General features: G+C 49.8%; 18 protein-coding genes. 13 read left to right on the forward strand and 5 right to left on the reverse strand.

The window, feature by feature from the left end:
* Position 1 precedes the first annotated feature (1 nt).
* From celB (VP472_RS18855) to VP472_RS18875, 5 genes are all read right to left on the reverse strand, one after another.
* Positions 2–1,360 (reverse strand): PTS cellobiose transporter subunit IIC, encoded by a 1,359-nt coding sequence (gene celB / locus VP472_RS18855; RefSeq protein WP_039253354.1) that lies wholly within the window; start codon positions 1,358–1,360, stop codon positions 2–4.
* Between the two features lie 15 nt (positions 1,361–1,375).
* The gene (licB, locus tag VP472_RS18860) at positions 1,376–1,684 is read right to left on the reverse strand and encodes a PTS lichenan transporter subunit IIB (protein WP_003150863.1); all 309 of its coding nucleotides are present in this window, start codon (positions 1,682–1,684) and stop codon (positions 1,376–1,378) included.
* 98 nt (positions 1,685–1,782) lie between these two features.
* The gene (gene licR / locus VP472_RS18865; protein ID WP_146275807.1) at positions 1,783–3,723 is read right to left on the reverse strand and encodes a transcriptional regulator LicR; all 1,941 of its coding nucleotides are present in this window, start codon (positions 3,721–3,723) and stop codon (positions 1,783–1,785) included.
* 147 nt (positions 3,724–3,870) lie between these two features.
* Complete coding sequence (locus VP472_RS18870) at positions 3,871–4,005, reverse strand: hypothetical protein (protein WP_369719122.1); 135 nt, start codon at positions 4,003–4,005, stop codon at positions 3,871–3,873.
* Positions 4,006–4,056: 51 nt separating this feature from the next.
* Entirely contained in the window at positions 4,057–4,647 is a 591-nt protein-coding gene (locus VP472_RS18875; protein ID WP_032875710.1) for a DNA-3-methyladenine glycosylase, read from the reverse strand.
* A 241-nt stretch (positions 4,648–4,888) separates the two neighbouring features.
* Here VP472_RS18875 and VP472_RS18880 point away from each other — a divergent pair, with 241 nt between their 5' ends.
* From VP472_RS18880 to katX, 13 genes are all read left to right on the forward strand, one after another.
* Positions 4,889–5,887 (forward strand): FecCD family ABC transporter permease, encoded by a 999-nt coding sequence (locus VP472_RS18880; RefSeq protein WP_225979785.1) that lies wholly within the window; start codon positions 4,889–4,891, stop codon positions 5,885–5,887.
* Positions 5,888–6,901: a FecCD family ABC transporter permease gene (locus VP472_RS18885; RefSeq protein ID WP_003150856.1), complete on the forward strand. Its 1,014-nt coding sequence runs from the start codon at positions 5,888–5,890 to the stop codon at positions 6,899–6,901.
* Between the two features lie 16 nt (positions 6,902–6,917).
* Positions 6,918–7,814 (forward strand): ABC transporter substrate-binding protein, encoded by an 897-nt coding sequence (locus VP472_RS18890; protein WP_032868637.1) that lies wholly within the window; start codon positions 6,918–6,920, stop codon positions 7,812–7,814.
* Positions 7,815–7,917: 103 nt separating this feature from the next.
* On the forward strand, positions 7,918–8,268 hold the full coding sequence (locus tag VP472_RS18895; RefSeq protein ID WP_146275811.1) for an ArsR/SmtB family transcription factor: 351 nt from the start codon (positions 7,918–7,920) through the stop codon (positions 8,266–8,268).
* A gap of 13 nt (positions 8,269–8,281) precedes the next feature.
* On the forward strand, positions 8,282–9,580 hold the full coding sequence (locus VP472_RS18900) for an arsenical efflux pump membrane protein ArsB (protein WP_017418621.1): 1,299 nt from the start codon (positions 8,282–8,284) through the stop codon (positions 9,578–9,580).
* Between the two features lie 153 nt (positions 9,581–9,733).
* Complete coding sequence (locus VP472_RS18905; protein WP_003150851.1) at positions 9,734–10,045, forward strand: PTS sugar transporter subunit IIB; 312 nt, start codon at positions 9,734–9,736, stop codon at positions 10,043–10,045.
* A 14-nt stretch (positions 10,046–10,059) separates the two neighbouring features.
* Positions 10,060–10,377 (forward strand): PTS lactose/cellobiose transporter subunit IIA, encoded by a 318-nt coding sequence (locus VP472_RS18910; protein ID WP_003150849.1) that lies wholly within the window; start codon positions 10,060–10,062, stop codon positions 10,375–10,377.
* Between the two features lie 18 nt (positions 10,378–10,395).
* Complete coding sequence (gene celB, locus VP472_RS18915) at positions 10,396–11,715, forward strand: PTS cellobiose transporter subunit IIC (RefSeq protein ID WP_029972940.1); 1,320 nt, start codon at positions 10,396–10,398, stop codon at positions 11,713–11,715.
* Positions 11,716–11,744: 29 nt separating this feature from the next.
* On the forward strand, positions 11,745–13,145 hold the full coding sequence (locus VP472_RS18920) for a glycoside hydrolase family 1 protein (protein WP_146275813.1): 1,401 nt from the start codon (positions 11,745–11,747) through the stop codon (positions 13,143–13,145).
* 19 nt (positions 13,146–13,164) lie between these two features.
* On the forward strand, positions 13,165–14,046 hold the full coding sequence (locus VP472_RS18925) for an ROK family protein (RefSeq protein WP_102422071.1): 882 nt from the start codon (positions 13,165–13,167) through the stop codon (positions 14,044–14,046).
* Positions 14,043–14,987 carry a mannose-6-phosphate isomerase, class I gene (gene manA, locus VP472_RS18930; protein WP_146275814.1) on the forward strand — a complete coding sequence of 315 codons (945 nt, stop codon included), beginning with the start codon at positions 14,043–14,045 and terminating at the stop codon, positions 14,985–14,987. Before VP472_RS18925 ends, manA begins: the two co-directional genes overlap by 4 nt.
* Before the next feature lie 19 nt (positions 14,988–15,006).
* On the forward strand, positions 15,007–16,089 hold the full coding sequence (locus VP472_RS18935; RefSeq protein WP_077723033.1) for a glycosyl hydrolase: 1,083 nt from the start codon (positions 15,007–15,009) through the stop codon (positions 16,087–16,089).
* A 77-nt stretch (positions 16,090–16,166) separates the two neighbouring features.
* Complete coding sequence (gene katX, locus VP472_RS18940) at positions 16,167–17,780, forward strand: catalase KatX (protein ID WP_146275816.1); 1,614 nt, start codon at positions 16,167–16,169, stop codon at positions 17,778–17,780.
* Position 17,781 lies beyond the last annotated feature (1 nt).

Here is a 17,781-nt window from a genome sequence, read left to right on the forward strand (position 1 = left end):
TCTACAGCACGGCTTTTTCGTCTCCCTGTACGGCTGGCGCCTGCGATTGTTCAAGTTCGTTTTCTTCTTTCAGCTTTTGCGAATCCCACATTCTGAAGAACGGATAGTACACGATAAAGGCTGTGATGATATTAATCGCCTGCATGACAGCCCCTGATATTTTTCCGCCCGTGGCAAGATAGCCGGAGAAAATCGGCGGCATCGTCCATGGGACGGCAATGCCGGCAGGTTTGGCGACGAGGCCAGTGCTCATGCCGATATAGGTAAAGACCAGTGTGACAAGCGGTGTGATAATGAACGGAATGAGAAGCATCGGGTTCATGACGATCGGCATTCCGAAAATAATCGGCTCATTAATATTAAAGACAGCCGGCCCGATGGCGAGTTTCCCAAGCTGCTTCATCTGCTTGCTTCGCGAACGGAGAAACATGGTGACCACGAGCGCCAGTGTCGCGCCGCTTCCGCCGATGTTGATCCAGATTTCAAAGAACTGCTGGGTGAAAATATTCGGCAGCGCATCGCCCGCCTGAAACGCAATCCGGTTGGCATCCATCGCTCCGAACCAGATCGGCGCCATGACGCCGCCGACAATGTTCGCCCCGTGTAATCCGCACGCCCACAAGAGCATTTGAACCGCTTCGGCTACCAGGCTTCCGCCGAGACTTCCCCCAAGAATCGAGAGCGGCGTCCCCAGTACAACGCTTACAATGTTATGAAGGCTTTCAAACGGCGTCGCTTCGACAATTAAACGCGCACCCCAGATCAGAAAGATGACGGCAAAGCCGGGAATTAAAGCGACAAATGATTTGCTGACCGCGGGAGGCACGCCGTCCGGCATTTTGAAGACGAAATTCCGCTGGATGATCAGGCGGTAAATTTCCGTCGACAGCATGGCGATGATCATCGCGACAAACAGCCCTTTGCTTCCCATGAGAGACAGCGGGATGCCGCCGCCCACCATGATTTCCTCTTTGGCGCCGGAAGGCAGAAACGGAACTTTGTACGGCGTTGCCAAGAGAAACGCCGCCAAAGATATCGCACCGGCCGATAATGCGTCCACCCCGTATTTTTCGGCCAGGCGGTAGGCGATTCCGAAAGCGGCGACAAGGCCCATGATTTCAAAGGTCGCATCAACCGGATATTGCAGTTTTTGAGACCAGGCGCTTCCGAACGTCTTTGCCATGAAATCCGCATATCCCGGAATCGGCAGGTTGCCGATGATCAGAAAAAACGAACCGATGATGATAAGCGGCATGGTGAGGATGATTCCGTCACGCAATGCTTGCAGATGCCGCTGGGAGGCAATTTTTCCGGCAATGGGCATGACTTTCTCTTCTAAAAACTGGTTCACCTTATTCACACGGCCCGCCCCTTTCTACGATGCGTTTCCGAGCTGTTCCGCTGATTTCAGAACCTCCGCTCCGTTGCAAGTGCCGTAATGGACGGTATTGATGACTTCAACCGGCACTCCTTTTGATTCACCCAATTTTTTCAGCTGCGGAAGCAAATAACGGACTTGAGGCCCAAGCAGCAATACGTCCGCTTTATCAATATGCTGGTTGACTGAATCGCCTGACACCGCCCAGATTTTATATTCTTTTCCTTGTTCCTGCGCGCTTTTTTCCATCTTGGTGACGAGTAAGCTTGTTGACATCCCTGCTGCACAAACGAGTAATATATTCATGTAAAAGACCTCCTGAAAGTTTGATATTTTGTATGTCTCGATGTTAGTACCATCATATTATGAAATCGCTTTCATAACTACTCAGGCTTTTTCCGCTGCTAACGGAAAAAAGGTGCTGATCGTTTGTCTCTGAATACTCGTAAAACCTCCTGATAGGTTGTGCATTTTAAGAGACGGCTTACCGCGGCCGGATCATCCAACATCCCGCCGAGCCATTTGTACATATGCTGGAGGTCGGCTTTGCTTTCTTTCTCGACGCAGAGCAGGCAGACAAATTGGACACGCTTATCCGCCCAGTCAATCGGCTTCTTCAGCGTGCATACCGCCCAAAACGTCGTGTCTGTCTGCGGAACGAGCGGGTGCGGAATCGCCGTAAGATTGCCGAAACTCGTAGGAGAAATCGCTTCCCTTTCAAAAATAGAATCGGTCAGAGAATCAGAAGCGAGGCCGGCTTCTGCAACCTGCTGTCCGAGAAAACGGATGACGTCCTCCTTCGTCTCCAGATCCTGCTGCAAAAATACCAGCTCCGGTTTCAGAAAGTTCAATTGTTCCCGCTTTTCTTCCAGCATGGCGTCGATTTTTGTAAAATCCCCGCCGCCCAACAGCGTATGAACCTTCAATACGGGAACAGGCAGGTCTTTTTTGATCGGCACGGTGCTGACCACAAAATCAATCGACTCAAAGGAAAGCTGGTCAAGGCTGCAGTAATCAGCCGTTCCGACGATTTCAATACGCTTTGCGAACCGGGAACGGAGCTTTTCTCTTAAAAGCTGCGCGCTGCCGGCGCCGGACGCACAGACAATCAGACAGCGTTTAGGCGGCCGTTCCGTCTTTCTCCTTTCAATGGCGGCTCCGAAATGAAGCGCCAAATATCCGATCTCATTTTCATGAATATCAATGCCGGTTTGCTCCTTGATTACGATTCCCGCAATCACTCCCGCTTCAAATGCGAGCGGATAATTCTCCTTTATGGCGGAGAGCATCGGGTTTCTCAGGTTCATTCCGTACCGGTTTCGGTTAATCGCCGGCTTGATATGGAGCGCAAGACCCGCTTTCAGCTCATTGTCGTCCGTGATTCCGAGCTTCAGCTCCCGCTCAATGGCTTCAATCATGGCCTCCGTCAAACGGCTGGTTTCCCCGTCTATCAGCCTTGTAAGCTCTTTTCCTTCCATTTGTGACTGGGTCATGCGCTTTGTCCCGAGCAGGTGAATGGCGATATAGGCTGTTTCCTGTTCAGGAAAGGTGACCGAAAGTGCCGATTCAAGCTCTTTTACGATGGCTTCCGCTGACTGATATTCTGTTTCGAGCTTAATATCATGAAGATCTTCCGGAATGAGAGATACATAGTTTTCTGTCCGGATTCGTTTGCAGGCAATGGCGATATGGATGATGAGATTGTTCAGGCCGAAGAAAGAAAGCGGGATCTTATGGTTTCGAACCTGCTTCATAATGGCTGTGCGGATCACATGAATGTCGTCTTTCGGCAGAATACCGGCCTTTTCACTCAGGAGATCAGGCTCGGGCTCGCGGTCGTCCACTAAGTATTCCGCCATACAATAACGGAGGCGGAGCTCTTCGCCGCGCAGCTTAAAGCCGTAGTTCGGCCTTGTTTCCAAAATGATGTCATAGGGGCGGAGCCGTTTTTTGACTTCTTTTAAATCAGATTGAAGTGTGGATTTACTGATGAACAGTTCTTCCGCTAAGTCATCCAGCTTGAGGTAGCCGTCGGCCAGAAGCATTCTTTTCATCAGGTAATCTATCCGTTCATCGGGAAAAATCGGCACGGTGCTGTTCTGCTGGAAATTGTCCTGAAGCCAGTTTTTAAACGGCTGCTCATTCCGGATCAGCAGCTTATAGCCGCTCCCTCTGACAGATTGAATGGATGCGCCGTGTTTTTCTACAATGGTTTGCAGTTCCTTTATGTCATTGCGGACCGTCCGCGTCGTTACCTTTACATTTGCAGCGATGACTGAGCTTGTAACCGGTGTTTCAGCAGCTAAAAGCAAGCGCAGAAGTTCACGAAGCCGCCCATGAAGCATGAGAAAAACCTCCTATCAGATCAGATGCAGACGTGAAAAATGGGCAAAAAGAATGAGGAAGGGGTAAATGTATGTAAATTCTATACTGGGGAGGATTTCAAGTCAATGCGGCAATCCGATGCCAAGCCCGTAAAAAAAACAGCCGGATCAGCCGGCTGTTCGGGATGCGGACATGCGGTTCCGCTTAGATGCCTTCCGTTCTTTTATGATTTTTCTGATGATCGGATAGATGACGGGCGCCCATTTGATAATCGTTTTGAAAAATTTTTTCAATGTCTGAATCCCCTTTCTTTTACCTTGTCTTTCCCCTGTTATCAGCGTTTATAAACATGGTCAGCGTGAGACATACCGGTTCCCCGTCACCCAATAGCGCCACGGATAATCCCGGGCTTCTCCGCTGTTGTCAATCCCGATTCTCGGGCCTGTTGATATATGTTCAGGCGTAAAGCCCTCCGTAATATACAGCGGCGGTTCCGTGATCATGCCGCCGTAGTCGTTCATTGAAATGCCCATCGCCTTCGTCAGTTTTCCCGGGCCGTTTGTCCACTCTCTCGGGGGTCTGCCCGGTCTCCTGCTCTCCATCAGGAACTGTCCTTCATGAGGCTCCGCCGCCCTGATTAACACGGCCTGCGGAATGCCGATGTCCGCGGCGACGACGTTCATTAATGTATGAGTGTGCATGACGTATGTATAAATGCGGCCCGCCTCATGGAACATAATTTCCGTCCGTTTCGTGCGCCGGTTGCCGAAGCTGTGCGCCGCCCGGTCATCCGCTCCCATATAAGCTTCCGTTTCCACGATAAAACCTGAAGCCGTTCCCTCATCCGTCTCTTTTACTAAGAGACAGCCGAGCAATAAAGGGGCAAGCTCTACTGACGGCCTTTGGTAAAATTCAATCGGCAAAGGCTTTCGTTCTCCCGCCATTTGCCTCCCTCCTTTCTGAATATAGCGATTTCCTCTTTCACGTTTTTCACTTCTTTTTTACAATATAAACATGAAAGAAAAAAGGGCATCATTGTTGAACACTCTATTGCGTTTTGAAAATCGGCCCGGTATAATATGATGGTTCAAATGAAAATGATTCTCATATTCAATAAATGCCGGACAATGATCATAAAAGTAGGTGAATTGATTTTTGAGCGATTCTGTCACGTCCGCAAGCCGTCTGATCAGCATCTTAAAAAACGGGGTTTTCTTCCTGATCGCGGTGGTCGGGCTGCTTGTTTCTATTTTTTTCGCCGTCTCATTCGGCGCGAAAGACATTACTTTACATACGGTTTGGTCGGCTGTTGCTGATTACAATCCGAACATAACGGGCCAGCAGATCATTCATGAATTGCGTCTTCCGAGAGTGCTCGGCGCGGCCGTTACAGGAGCCGCTTTTGCCGCAGCCGGCGCCCTCATGCAGGGTGTCACGAGAAATCCGCTTGCCGATTCGGGTGTCTTAGGCGTAAACGCGGGCGCCATGTTTGTTGTTGCGCTCAGCTTTGCTTTTTTCCCTCATTTGTCATATGCCCTGCTGATGGTGATGTCATTTTTGGGAGCACTGGCAAGCACCGGCTTGATTTTCTTTATCAGTGCGGCGGGAAAAAGCAGCATGACACCTTTAAAGGTGACGCTTGCCGGGGCGGTCGTGGCCGCGCTCTTACATTCACTCAGTACCGGTGTGGCGATTTATTACGATTTAAGCCAGGATTTGGCCTTCTGGTACGCCGGCGGGGTGTCAGGGATCAAGTGGGCTCATTTACAAGTCCTTGTTCCCGTGATTGCGGTCTTCATCATTCTCGCGACATTCATGGGCCGGTCCGTCACCCTTCTCTCAATGGGAAATGACGTGGCGGCGAATTTAGGGGTGAACACGGCTCTGACGCGTGCCGCCGGATTAATGATCGCCGTCGTTCTTGCCGGTGTGTCTGTTTCCGCTGCCGGCGCGATCGGCTTTGTCGGGCTGGTCATTCCTCATATCGCGCGAAAGATCGTCGGCGTTACGTACAGGCTGATTATTCCGATGTCCGCGTTGCTTGGGGCGATTCTTTTGATTTTGGCCGACTTGGCCTCACGCACGGTCAGTCCCCCGAGAGAATTGGCGATAGGCATCATGGTCGCACTTGTCGGTGTCCCTTTCTTTCTTTATATTGCCCGCAAGGAAGGGAGAGACTTATAAATGAAAGTGCAGAAAGAAACAAAAAAAGCGGCGGCGGCAGGTCTCGTTCTGCTGGTCATCGCCGTTTGCATTATTCTGATCGGGCTGCATACGGGCTCATTCCGGCTTTCTCCCCTCACCGTGGGAAAAACGCTGTTCGGATACGGCACGTTTCAAAGCACGACCGTTTTATTCGATTACCGGCTCCCCCGGATTCTGGTGACGATGCTGGCCGGTATCGGCTTAGGCGTGTCGGGCGCTATTTTGCAGGGTGTATCCCGAAATCCGCTTGCCGATCCGGGCATTCTCGGACTGCATGCCGGCGCTTCCTTCGGTTTGATGATGTATATCACATTCTTTCATTCCCTGGAGGCGCAGGCGTCGATGTTCATCCCGCTGTTTACGTTTGCGGGCGGAACACTCGCCGCCCTGCTGATCGTAGTGCTTACGTACGACAGGCTGAACGGTTTTTTAACGATCCGCATGCTGTTGGTCGGGATCGCCGTTTCCGCGGGCTTCAGCGCCGTTACATTGTTTATGTCGCTGCGCCTGAATGAAGAAACTTATACATTCGCTTCCCGCTGGCTGGTGGGAAACGTCTGGGGCAGAGATTGGATTCACGTGTGGTCGCTATTGCCCTGGATCGGCATTCTCGCACCGCTTGCATGGCTGAACGCCCGGTCTTTGAATATTTTAATGCTCGGTGACCAGGCAGCCGCGGGGCTCGGCGCACACGTGCAGAGAAAAAGGATCATGCTGATCGCCATAGCGGTCGGCTTGTCCTGCGCGAGCGTCGCGATGGCCGGCGGAATCGGCTTTATCGGCTTTGCCGCCCCTCACTTGGCAAGACGGCTCGTCGGCACCATGCATCAGCATATTATTCCGATTGCGGGATTAATCGGCCTTGTCATTCTTGTCGCGGCAGACACCATCGGCCGGTCTTTGTTTCAGCCGAACGCCATTCCGGCCGGCGTGGTTGCGGCAGCCATCGGCGCGCCGTATTTTCTCTATCTCGTCATGAAAATCAAATCATAAAACAAGGAGTATTCCCATGAAAAAAACAATTGCGCTCATCAGTTTCATGTGTATTTTCTTACTGGCTGCCTGCCAATCCGATTCATCACAGCCGGAGTCAAAAAAGAAATCCGGCGATCATAAAATCGCTTCGATGTCCATTCACCTGACAAATGATCTGCTGGCTCTCGGCGTTACACCTGCCGGTTCCGTCGTGGGCGGAGAATTAAAAGATTTTCTCCCTCATGTGAAAAATCAGCTGAAAGACACGAAAAAACTCGGACCTGCATCAGACCCGGATATGGAAGCTTTACTTGAGCTGAATCCAGACAACATTTATCTTGATAAAGAATTTGCGGGAAAAGATGTGTCAAAATACAAGAAAATCGGAAACACACACGTTTTCGACCTTGATAAAGGCACATGGCGCGATCATTTAAAAGACATCGGAAAAATCGTCAACCGTGAAAAAGAAGCGAAAACATTTATTCAAGATTACGAAGATGAAACAAAACAAGTCAGATCCATGATGAATAAGGAATTAGGGAAAAACGCCAAAGTCATGGCGATCCGCGTGAACGCAAAAGAGCTTCGCGTCTTCAGCACACGCCGCCCGATGGGACCGATTCTGTTTGACGATCTGAAGCTGAAACCGGCTGACGGCATTAAAGAAATGAACACCTCCCGCCCTTATGAAGTCATTTCTCAAGAAGTGCTGCCTGATTACAACGCGGATGCGATTTTCGTGGTCGTTAACAGAGACGACAAGTCACAGCAAGCCTATAAAGAATTGCAAAAAAGCGCTGTATGGAAAGGGCTTAAGGCCGTGAAAGCAAACCATGTCTATAAAATTGCCGATCAGCCTTGGCTTGATTATTCGGCACTGGGAAATAAATTAGCAATGGATGAAGCGAAAAAACTGTTCCAAAAATAAACATGAGCCGGTTTTGCGAAAAGTGCAAGACCGGCTTTTTTTATATTGCCGTTTACTTATATAAATATCTGCTTATATAATAGTGTAAAAAAGGAGTGAGCGCATGGAACGGCGGCATAATGCTTTAAGTTCCGAAGGGATCAGCCAGTGCCTCAAACTTCTAAGCGACCCGACGAGGCTTTTGATGCTGAAGCTTCTGGAGGATAAGGAATATTGTGTCTGCGAGCTGACGGCTATTTTTCATATAAGTCAGCCCGGCATCAGCCAGCACTTGCGGAAATTAAAGAACGCCGGCCTTGTGCGGGAAAGACGCGAGGGCCAATGGCGGTACTATGCCATTCATCCGTCCGGACCGAAATACGCGCTGGTTTGCTCGATTCTGCAGCAGATAGATGAAAAGGACGAAGTTTTACAGACATTGCGGCAAAAAGAAGTCACTGTTACATGCCGGTAAGGGGGATATATTCTTGGGAGTTGCGGTTTTATCAGCGCTGATTTTTGTGCTGACACTTGTGTTTGTCATATGGCAGCCGAAACATATATCAATCGGCTGGTCTGCCTGCGGCGGAGCGGTCCTCGCTTTGATCGCCGGAGCAGTCAGCCTGCACGATATCGCGGAAGTGACGGGGATCGTCTGGAATGCGACACTCGCCTTTATCGCCATTATTATCATTTCATTAATTCTTGACAGTATCGGTTTTTTTGAGTGGGCCGCGCTGCATATGGCCATGGCGGCCAAAGGCAGCGGGCTGCGGATGTTTCTCTATGTGTCGGTCTTAGGGGCTGTTGTCTCCGCCCTGTTTGCCAATGACGGAGCGGCGCTCATTTTGACGCCGATCGTACTGGCGATGGTGCGGGCTTTGAATTTACCTGAAAAACTGGTTTTTCCGTTTATTATCGCCGGAGGATTCATCGCCGACACCACCTCGCTCCCGCTCGTTGTAAGCAATTTGGTCAATATCGTATCCGCCGATTACTTTCATATCGGATACATTGAATATGCATCACGCATGCTGGTGCCCAACCTCTTTTCTTTGGCGGCAAGCATTTTGGTGCTGTATCTCTATTTCAGAAAAAACATTCCGAAACGGTTTGACACCAGCCTTGTGAAACATCCTGCATCCGCCATTAAGGATGAGCGCCTTTTCCGGTTATCATGGGCTGTGCTGGCCGTTTTATTGATCGGGTATTTCGTCAGCGCGCTGCTGTCGATACCCGTTTCCTTCGTTGCCGGTTCCATCGCGGTCATTTTTCTCATTCTGGCGCAGCGAAGCCCCGCCGTCCCTGCGAAACAAGTCATCAAGGACGCCCCGTGGGCCATCGTGTTTTTTTCTGTCGGCATGTATGTTGTCGTGTACGGCTTGCGGAATGCCGGACTGACGGATCTTCTTTCTCAGCTTATTCAGAAAGCGGCGGATCACGGGTTGTTTGCGGGCACACTCGGAATGGGTTTTATCGCTGCGATCCTCTCCTCCGTTATGAATAACCTGCCGACGGTGATGATTGACGCCATAGCCATCAGCGGAACGGACACTCACGGGCTGATGAGAGAAGCACTGATTTACGCGAATGTTATCGGTTCTGACCTCGGGCCGAAAATCACGCCGATCGGGTCGCTGGCGACATTGTTATGGCTCCACGTGCTGAGCCGGAAAAACGTGAAAATTTCCTGGGGAATGTATTTCAAAACAGGTCTGATATTAACCATTCCGACGTTATTCATCACCCTGATCGGACTTTATTTATGGCTGTTATGGCTCGCTTGAGATGAAAAACCTTTTAAGTTGAATCTTAAAAGGTTTTTTTGTGTCAAAAATCCGAAAAGTTAAACTTTTATATTTTAAAAGCATAGACATTTAATTTCAAAAGATTATAATATTCATGAAAACGTTTTAACTTTATGAAAGAAGGGATTCCTCATGAAAAGAATTTTATTAGCCTGCAGCTCAGGCATGTCCACCAGCCTTCTTGTCACGAAAATGCAGAATTACGCCAGCTCCATCGGTGAGGAGGCCGAGATTTGGGCAGTCGGACAGGATAAAGCAAAAGAAGCGATGAAAGACGCAGATGTCGTACTGATCGGCCCGCAGATGAGTTTTTTAAAAGGCGAGCTTCAAAAAGAGGCGGACCCGCTTCACATCACCGTTGATGTGATTGATATGATGGCATACGGCATGGGAGACGGCAAAAAAGCATACGAACAGGCCGTTGCCTTGATAGAGAACAAATAAAGGAGGCGATAAGCATGGAAACGTACACGGATGAACAGATCAGTTTTCAGCTGATTCTTCACAGCGGCAATGCCCGCAGCTGTATTATTCAATCGATACGCGCTTATAAAGACGGCCGGCCAGATGAGTCAGACACCTTTCTGACAAAGGCTGAAGAAGAACTGGGAAAAGCGCACGACATCCATTTTCAGATGATTCAAAAAGAAGCCGGCGGCGCCAAAACGGATGTCTCTCTGCTTTTTATGCATGCTGAAGATCACTTAATGTCAGCGCTTTCAATGAAAGAGCTCGTCAAAGAAATGCTCGACTTATTTCAATCAAAAAATTTATAAAAAGCCGGGGGTGAAGACGTGTTTGAGAAAATCAGCCAATTCCTTGTTCCGATCGCGGGCAAATTAAACAATAACCGCTATTTGCAAGTTTTACGGGATGCTTTTATGCTGGCGTTTCCGCTGACCATTTTCGGTTCGGTGTTCGTCGTGCTGACGAACCTGCCGTTTTTAAACAAAATCATGAGCAGCTCCGCCCTGTCTGTCTTTCAATCCGGATTTGGCGGCGCTTCAACGGCGACGATGGGGATTATGTCTATTTTTGTCGTCTTCGGGATCGGCTATTACCTTTCCAAAAGCTACGAAGTGGAGGCCGTATTCGGCGGAGCGATCGCATTGGTTTCTTTTCTGCTGCTCACCCCTTTCGTCTTAGAGCCGGAAACGGGCAAAGCGGTCGCAGGCGTCATTCCGGTTGACCGGCTTGGTGCAAAAGGAATGTTTCTCGGCATGATGACCGCGTTTTTGTCAGGTGAAATCTACAGAAGAATCGTCCAGAGAAACTTAACGATTAAGATGCCTGCCGGTGTTCCTCCGGCTGTTGCTAAATCGTTCGCCGCATTGATTCCGGCTTTTATCACGCTTACCGTCTTCCTCTTGATCAATGCGGCTGTCACCCAGATCTTTCACACCAATCTGCATGATGTCATTTATCATACGGTTCAAGCCCCGCTTGTCGGACTTGGAAGCGGCATCATTCCTACATTAATCGCTGTTTTCTTTATTCAGATTTTATGGTTTTTCGGACTTCACGGACAGATCATTATCAATTCCGTGATGGACCCGATCTGGAATACATTACAGGTCGAAAATTTGGCTGCGTATACAGCGGGAAAAGAGATTCCCCATATTATTTCTAAGCCGTTTATGGAGATTTACACCGTCGGAATGGGCGGAACCGGAATGACATTGGCCATAGTGATCACCATCTTGCTTTTTATGAAAAGCAAACAGATGAAACAGATATCCAAACTCGGTCTCGCGCCAGGTATTTTCAACGTCAATGAGCCGGTTATTTTCGGTTTGCCGATCGTGATGAACCCGATCATTATCATTCCGTGGGTGATCGCGCCGATGGTTGTCACGCTCGTCACCTATCTGGCCATGTCGGCGGGGATCGTGCCCCCTCCTACCGGCGTGACCGTGCCCTGGACCGTCCCCCTTTTCATTAACGGGATTATGGCGACCAATTCCGTCATGGGCGGCATTATGCAGCTGGTCAACCTCTGTATTGTCTTTGTCATCTGGTTCCCGTTTCTTAAAGCGCTGGACAAATTAAATATGGCAAAGGAAAAAGAAGCCGAGACCGAGCAGCATGCCCGGGATGACAGCATGAGTATGTAATCAAAATCGCAGTAAGGGAGAGAAATCAATTGACTGAATCAAATATTCAATATCGTTTTCCGGAAGGATTCTGGTGGGGGTCTTCCGCCTCCGCCACCCAAACAGAAGGCGCCGCTGACAGAGACGGAAAAAGCCAAAACATATGGGATTACTGGTATGAAAAAGAGCCGAGCCGTTTTTTTAACGGCGTCGGCCCCGGCGACACGTCACGTTTTTATGATCAATACAAGGAGGATATCCGGCTGATGAAAGAAATCGGCCACAACTCCTTCCGGCTGTCTATTTCCTGGTCAAGATTGATTCCGGACGGAACTGACGAGGTCAATCAGAAAGCGGTCGCGTTTTATCAGGACGTCATCGATGAAATGCTTGCCCATCGCATTGAGCCGTTTGTCAATTTGTTCCACTTCGACATGCCGCTTGCCCTTCAGCGTAAGGGAGGCTGGGTCAGCCGGGACACCGTTTACGCGTTTGAACATTACGCCAAAACCTGCTTTTCGCTATTCGGTGACAAAGTGAAAAAATGGTTCACTCACAACGAGCCGATTGTGCCGATTGAAGGCGGCTACTTATACGACTTTCACTACCCGAATCACGTTAATTTTCAAGAAGCGGTGCAGGCCGGCTTCCATACCCTGCTGTCGAATGCAAGGGCTGTCAAAGCCTACAGAGAATTGAAACAGGACGGACAAATCGGAATCATTCTGAATCTCACCCCTTCTTATCCGAGAAGCTCACATCCTGAAGATCTGAAAGCATCCCGGATTGCCGATGCCTTTTTCAACCGCTCATTTTTAGATCCCGCCGTAAAGGGCGAATTTCCTGAGGAGCTTGTCGAGATTCTCAAGGCGGAAGGCTTTCTGCCGCGTTATGAGAAAGAAGATCTCCGCCTCATTCAGGAGCATACGGTTGACCTGTTAGGCGTGAACTACTACCAGCCGAGACGCGTCAAGGCAAAAGAACATGTTCCGAATCCGCATGCCCCTTTCCTGCCTGAGCGTTTCTTCGATCCGTACGTCATGCCCGGACGGAAAATGAACCCTCACCGCGGGTGGGAAATTTACGAAAAAGGAATCTATGACATTCTCACCAATCTCAGAGAACATTACGGAAATATCGAATGTTTTATTTCCGAGAACGGCATGGGAGTTGAAGGCGAGGAACGCTTCCGCGATGAAAACGGCATCATTCAGGATGATTACAGGATTGAATTTATCCAGGAACATCTCAAATGGGTGCATCGGGCCATCGGAGAAGGTTCAAATGTTAAAGGCTATCATCTTTGGACTTTCATGGACAACTGGTCTTGGACAAATGCTTATAAAAACCGCTATGGCTTTGTATCTGTCAATCTGGAAAACGGGGGCGAACGGACCGTCAAAAAAAGCGGCCGCTGGTTCAAAGCCGTTTCCGATCAAAACGGATTTTAACAGATGAGGAGGTACGGCCATGCTTGGAGGTATTGAAGCCGGCGGCACGAAATTTGTCTGTGCCGCCGGACAAAAAGACGGAACCATTCTGGACAGAGCGGAGTTTCCGACGGGAGAACCGGATGACACACTCAGACAGGTCATCCGTTACTTTAAAGATTTCCCGATAGAAGCCATCGGCATCGGGTCGTTCGGACCGATTGACATCCGTCCCGACAGTCAAACATACGGGTGCATCACCGCGACGCCGAAGACAGCCTGGCGGAACTGCCCTATTCTTCAAACGATCAAAAGCGCTCTGGATATTCCCGCAGGCTTCACCACCGACGTTAATGCGGCGGCGCTCGGAGAAGCTTCTTTCGGCGCGGCCAAAAACGCGGACAGCTGCCTCTATTTGACGGTCGGCACTGGCATCGGAGCGGGCGCCATCATGAACGGCAGATTTGTTCAAGGGCTGTCTCATCCTGAAATGGGCCACATTTATGTCAGAAGACACCCGGACGACGGCTACAAAGGCAATTGTCCTTACCATACAGATTGCCTGGAAGGCCTCGCGGCAGGCCCCGCCATTGAGAAACGCTGGGGGAAAAAAGCATATCTGCTGGCGGATCAGCAGGAAGTGTGGGAGCTTGAGGGCTTTTATATTGCTGAAGCGCTTGTGCAGTATATTCTCATACTTTCGCCTGAAAAGATCATTCTCGGCGGGGGCGTCATGAAGCAGCATCAGCTGTTCTCTTATATCCGTCAGCACGTGAAAAAGCGGCTGAATCAATATATTGACCTGCCCGACATTGAACACTTCATCGTTCCCCCTCAATTAGGGATTCACTCCGGCGCGGCCGGTTCGCTCGTATTGGCGGAGCGCGCATTAGAGACGGCAAACCGGGAGGCGGGAAAATGACGAAACTCTTATTTTTGGAACCGGTTTTTAAAGAAAGATTATGGGGCGGGACGAAGCTGCGCGATACATTCGGGTATGAGATTCCTTCTGAGCGGACGGGAGAGTGCTGGGCGATTTCAGCTCATCCGCACGGTACATCCATCGTGCGGAACGGGCCTTTTTCCGGAACATCATTACACCGTCTCTGGAATGAACACCCTGACCTGTTCGGACATCCGAAAGAAGACGCTTTTCCCCTGCTCACAAAAATTCTTGACGCAAATATGGACTTATCCGTGCAGGTTCATCCGGATGACGCATATGCACATCGGCATGAAAACGGAGAACTCGGAAAAACGGAATGCTGGTACGTGTTGGACTGCAAAAAAGACGCAGAGCTCATTTTAGGGCACCGCGCCCAAACAAAAGAAGATTTCGTTCGGCTCATTGAACGAAACGAGTGGGATCACCTGCTCCGCCGCATCCCCATTAAGCCCGGCGACTTTTTCTATGTCCCGAGCGGCACACTGCATGCTTTATGTGAAGGTTCGCTCGTTCTTGAAATCCAGCAAAGCTCTGATGCCACCTACCGGCTTTACGACTATGACCGGACGGATGGGAACGGGAATAAACGCGAGCTTCATCTTGAGAAAGCAATTGACGTAACAGACATTCCCCATACCGATGAAAATGTAAAAAGCACAAAGCATCGGATCGGAGATGCTCTTATTACGATACTCGCCGAAACACCTTTCTTTTCAGTTTATCAATGGGATGTGAGCGGGAAAGCATCATTCCCCGCACCCGGCCGGTATTTACTCGCAAGCGTCATTAAAGGACGCGGAGAACTGGATGGATGCCCCGTTCACAAAGGCGATCACTTTATCATGCCGGCGGATTCCGGAGATTTTGTTATAGAAGGAGATTGTGAGGTTATCGTTTCACATCCTTCATCATCTTAAAAATCAGGAGGTCTTTTATATGCTTAAAAAGTTAGCAGTCTGCCTGTCTATCGTTTTATTACTCTTAGGAGCCGCCAGTCCGATATCGGCTCACACCGTTTATCCCGTCAACCCAAATGCCCAGCAGACGACAAAAGATATCATGAACTGGCTGGCGCACCTGCCCAACCGTTCAGAAAACAGGGTCATGTCCGGAGCGTTCGGCGGCTACAGCGATGTCACTTTTTCAATGACAGAGGAAAACCGCTTGAAAAACGCGACGGGACAGTCTCCCGCCATCTACGGCTGTGACTATGGGAGAGGGTGGCTGGAAACAGCGGATATCACCGATACTATCGATTACAGCTGCAACAGCAGCTTAATCTCATACTGGAAAAGCGGCGGCCTCCCTCAGGTCAGCCTGCATCTCGCAAATCCGGCCTTTCCATCCGGAAACTATAAAACGGCCATCTCAAACAGCCAGTACAAAAACATCCTGGACCCTTCAACTGTGGAAGGAAAACGGCTTGAGGCGCTGCTCAGCAAAATCGCCGACGGCCTTACTCAGCTGAAAAATCAAGGCGTCACCGTTCTGTTCAGACCGCTGCATGAAATGAACGGCGAGTGGTTCTGGTGGGGGCTGACAGGCTACAACCAAAAAGACACGGAGAGAATCTCGCTGTACAAAGAGCTTTACAAGAAGATATACCGCTATATGACAGAAACAAGAGGATTGGATAACCTTTTGTGGGTGTATTCGCCGGATGCCAACAGAGACTTTAAAACAGACTTCTACCCAGGCTCATCTTATGTGGATATTACCGGTCTGGACGCTTACTTCACTGATCCGTATGCGATATCAGGCTATGATGAAATGCTGTCTCTGAAAAAACCGTTTGCCTTTGCCGAAACCGGTCCGTCCGGCAATATCGGAAGCTTTGATTATGCTGCTTTTATTAATGCGATCAGGCAAAAATACCCTCAGACCACGTACTTTTTGACATGGGATGAACAATTAAGTCCGGCGGCCAATCAAGGCGCGCAAAGCCTTTATCAAAACAGCTGGACGCTGAACAAGGGCGAAATATGGAACGGCGGGTCCTTGACGCCGATCGCGGAATAACCGCTTCTTTTGAAAATCGGTTTTAAAAAACGGCTCTGCTGGGCATATTGTTACCGTTCAAAAAGGAGGGTTCAACAATGGAAAATAACAAAAACAGCGAAGAAACGCTTTCCAGTAAGACGACCGGTAAAGGCGAGTCAGAAGACACGCTGACAAACCGGCAGGGCCATCCGGTCACTGACAACCAGAATGTCAGGACAGTCGGCAATAGAGGACCGACGACATTGGAGAATTATGATTTTTTGGAGAAAATCAGCCACTTTGACCGCGAACGGATTCCCGAGCGCGTCGTTCACGCGCGCGGCGCCGGCGCACACGGATACTTTGAGGCGTACGGAAGTTTTGGAGACGAGGAGATTTCTAAATATACAAGAGCGAAAGTGTTTCAAAAGAAAGGAACGAAAACTCCGGCGTTTGTGCGGTTTTCTACCGTCAACCACGGGAAGCATTCCCCGGAAACATTGCGTGATCCCCGGGGTTTTGCCGTTAAGCTTTATACCGAAGACGGCAACTGGGATCTGGTCGGCAACAACCTGAAAATCTTTTTTATCCGTGATCCGCTGAAGTTCCCGGATCTTGTGCACGCATTTCAGCCTGATCCCGTTACGAACATTCAGGACGGCGAGCGTATTTTCGACTTCATTTCCCAATCACCGGAAGCGACTCATATGATCACTTTCTTGTTTTCGCCGTGGGGCATCCCGGCCAACTACCGGCAGATGCAGGGCTCAGGCGTCCATGCCTACAAATGGGTCAATGAAGAAGGAAAAGCCGTGCTCGTCAAATATCACTTTGAACCGAAACAGGGCATCCGCAACCTGACACAGAAGGAAGCGGAAGAGATTCAGGGGAAAAACTTTAACCATGCGACACAGGATTTGTATGAAGCGATTGAAAAAGGCGATTATCCTGAATGGGAAGTGTATGCGCAAATCATGACTGATGACGAGCACCCCGAGCTGGATTTTGATCCGCTTGATCCGACCAAGCTGTGGTATAAAGACGATTTCACTTGGAAGCCGATCGGTAAATTGGTTCTGAACAAAAACCCGGAAAACTACCATGCCGAGGTGGAACAAGCATCATTCGGAACGGGCGTGCTTGTGGACGGCCTTGATTTTTCAGATGACAAATTACTTCAGGGGCGGACATTCGCCTATTCAGATACCCAGCGGTACCGCGTCGGCGCAAATTACCTGCAGCTTCCGATCAACTCGCCGAAAAAGCATGTCGCCACCAACCAGGAAGGCGGGCAAATGCAGTATCGTGTCGATCGGGCAGAAGGACAAAACCCGCACGTCAACTATGAGCCGTCCATTATGGGAGGACTCACCGAAGCAAAGCAGGATGGGAAAGACCATACACCTCATGTCGTAGGCGATGTGAAGCGGGAAGCGATCGACCGGCCGAATAATTTCGGCCAGGCCGGAGAAACATACCGCAGATTTTCGGAATTTGAACGGCACGAATTGATCACAAACCTGGTCAATACGCTTTCTTCCTGCCGGAAAGACATTCAGGATCAAATGATTGAGAATTTCACAAAAGCAGATCCGGACTACGGAAAACGTGTTGCGGAAGGGCTGAAAAAAGCCTCCGAAAGCAGCAGCGGCGGGCCGATCGGCACTACTGATACGGCACAAGCCGCAAAACAGGCTGAACAGGAAAGCCATCCGTCTGATCCGTATTAAA

This window comes from Bacillus sp. MT(2024) (assembly GCF_036362845.1).
GTDB classification, from domain to species: domain Bacteria; phylum Bacillota; class Bacilli; order Bacillales; family Bacillaceae; genus Bacillus; species Bacillus velezensis.

Excerpts from the sequence above, each read along its gene's own strand:
- licR (WP_146275807.1), bottom strand. The coding sequence starts at position 3,723 with ATGCTTCATGGGCGGCTTCGTGAACTTCTGCGCTTGCTTTTAGCTGCT.
- VP472_RS18875 (WP_032875710.1), bottom strand. The coding sequence starts at position 4,647 with ATGGCGGGAGAACGAAAGCCTTTGCCGATTGAATTTTACCAAAGGCCG.
- VP472_RS18910 (WP_003150849.1), top strand. The coding sequence starts at position 10,060 with ATGGAAACGTACACGGATGAACAGATCAGTTTTCAGCTGATTCTTCAC.
- VP472_RS18925 (WP_102422071.1), top strand. The coding sequence starts at position 13,165 with ATGCTTGGAGGTATTGAAGCCGGCGGCACGAAATTTGTCTGTGCCGCC.
- VP472_RS18890 (WP_032868637.1), top strand. The coding sequence starts at position 6,918 with ATGAAAAAAACAATTGCGCTCATCAGTTTCATGTGTATTTTCTTACTG.
- VP472_RS18885 (WP_003150856.1), top strand. The coding sequence starts at position 5,888 with ATGAAAGTGCAGAAAGAAACAAAAAAAGCGGCGGCGGCAGGTCTCGTT.
- katX (WP_146275816.1), top strand. The coding sequence starts at position 16,167 with ATGGAAAATAACAAAAACAGCGAAGAAACGCTTTCCAGTAAGACGACC.
- licB (WP_003150863.1), bottom strand. The coding sequence starts at position 1,684 with ATGAATATATTACTCGTTTGTGCAGCAGGGATGTCAACAAGCTTACTC.
- VP472_RS18935 (WP_077723033.1), top strand. The coding sequence starts at position 15,007 with ATGCTTAAAAAGTTAGCAGTCTGCCTGTCTATCGTTTTATTACTCTTA.
- VP472_RS18905 (WP_003150851.1), top strand. The coding sequence starts at position 9,734 with ATGAAAAGAATTTTATTAGCCTGCAGCTCAGGCATGTCCACCAGCCTT.
- manA (WP_146275814.1), top strand. The coding sequence starts at position 14,043 with ATGACGAAACTCTTATTTTTGGAACCGGTTTTTAAAGAAAGATTATGG.
- VP472_RS18895 (WP_146275811.1), top strand. The coding sequence starts at position 7,918 with ATGGAACGGCGGCATAATGCTTTAAGTTCCGAAGGGATCAGCCAGTGC.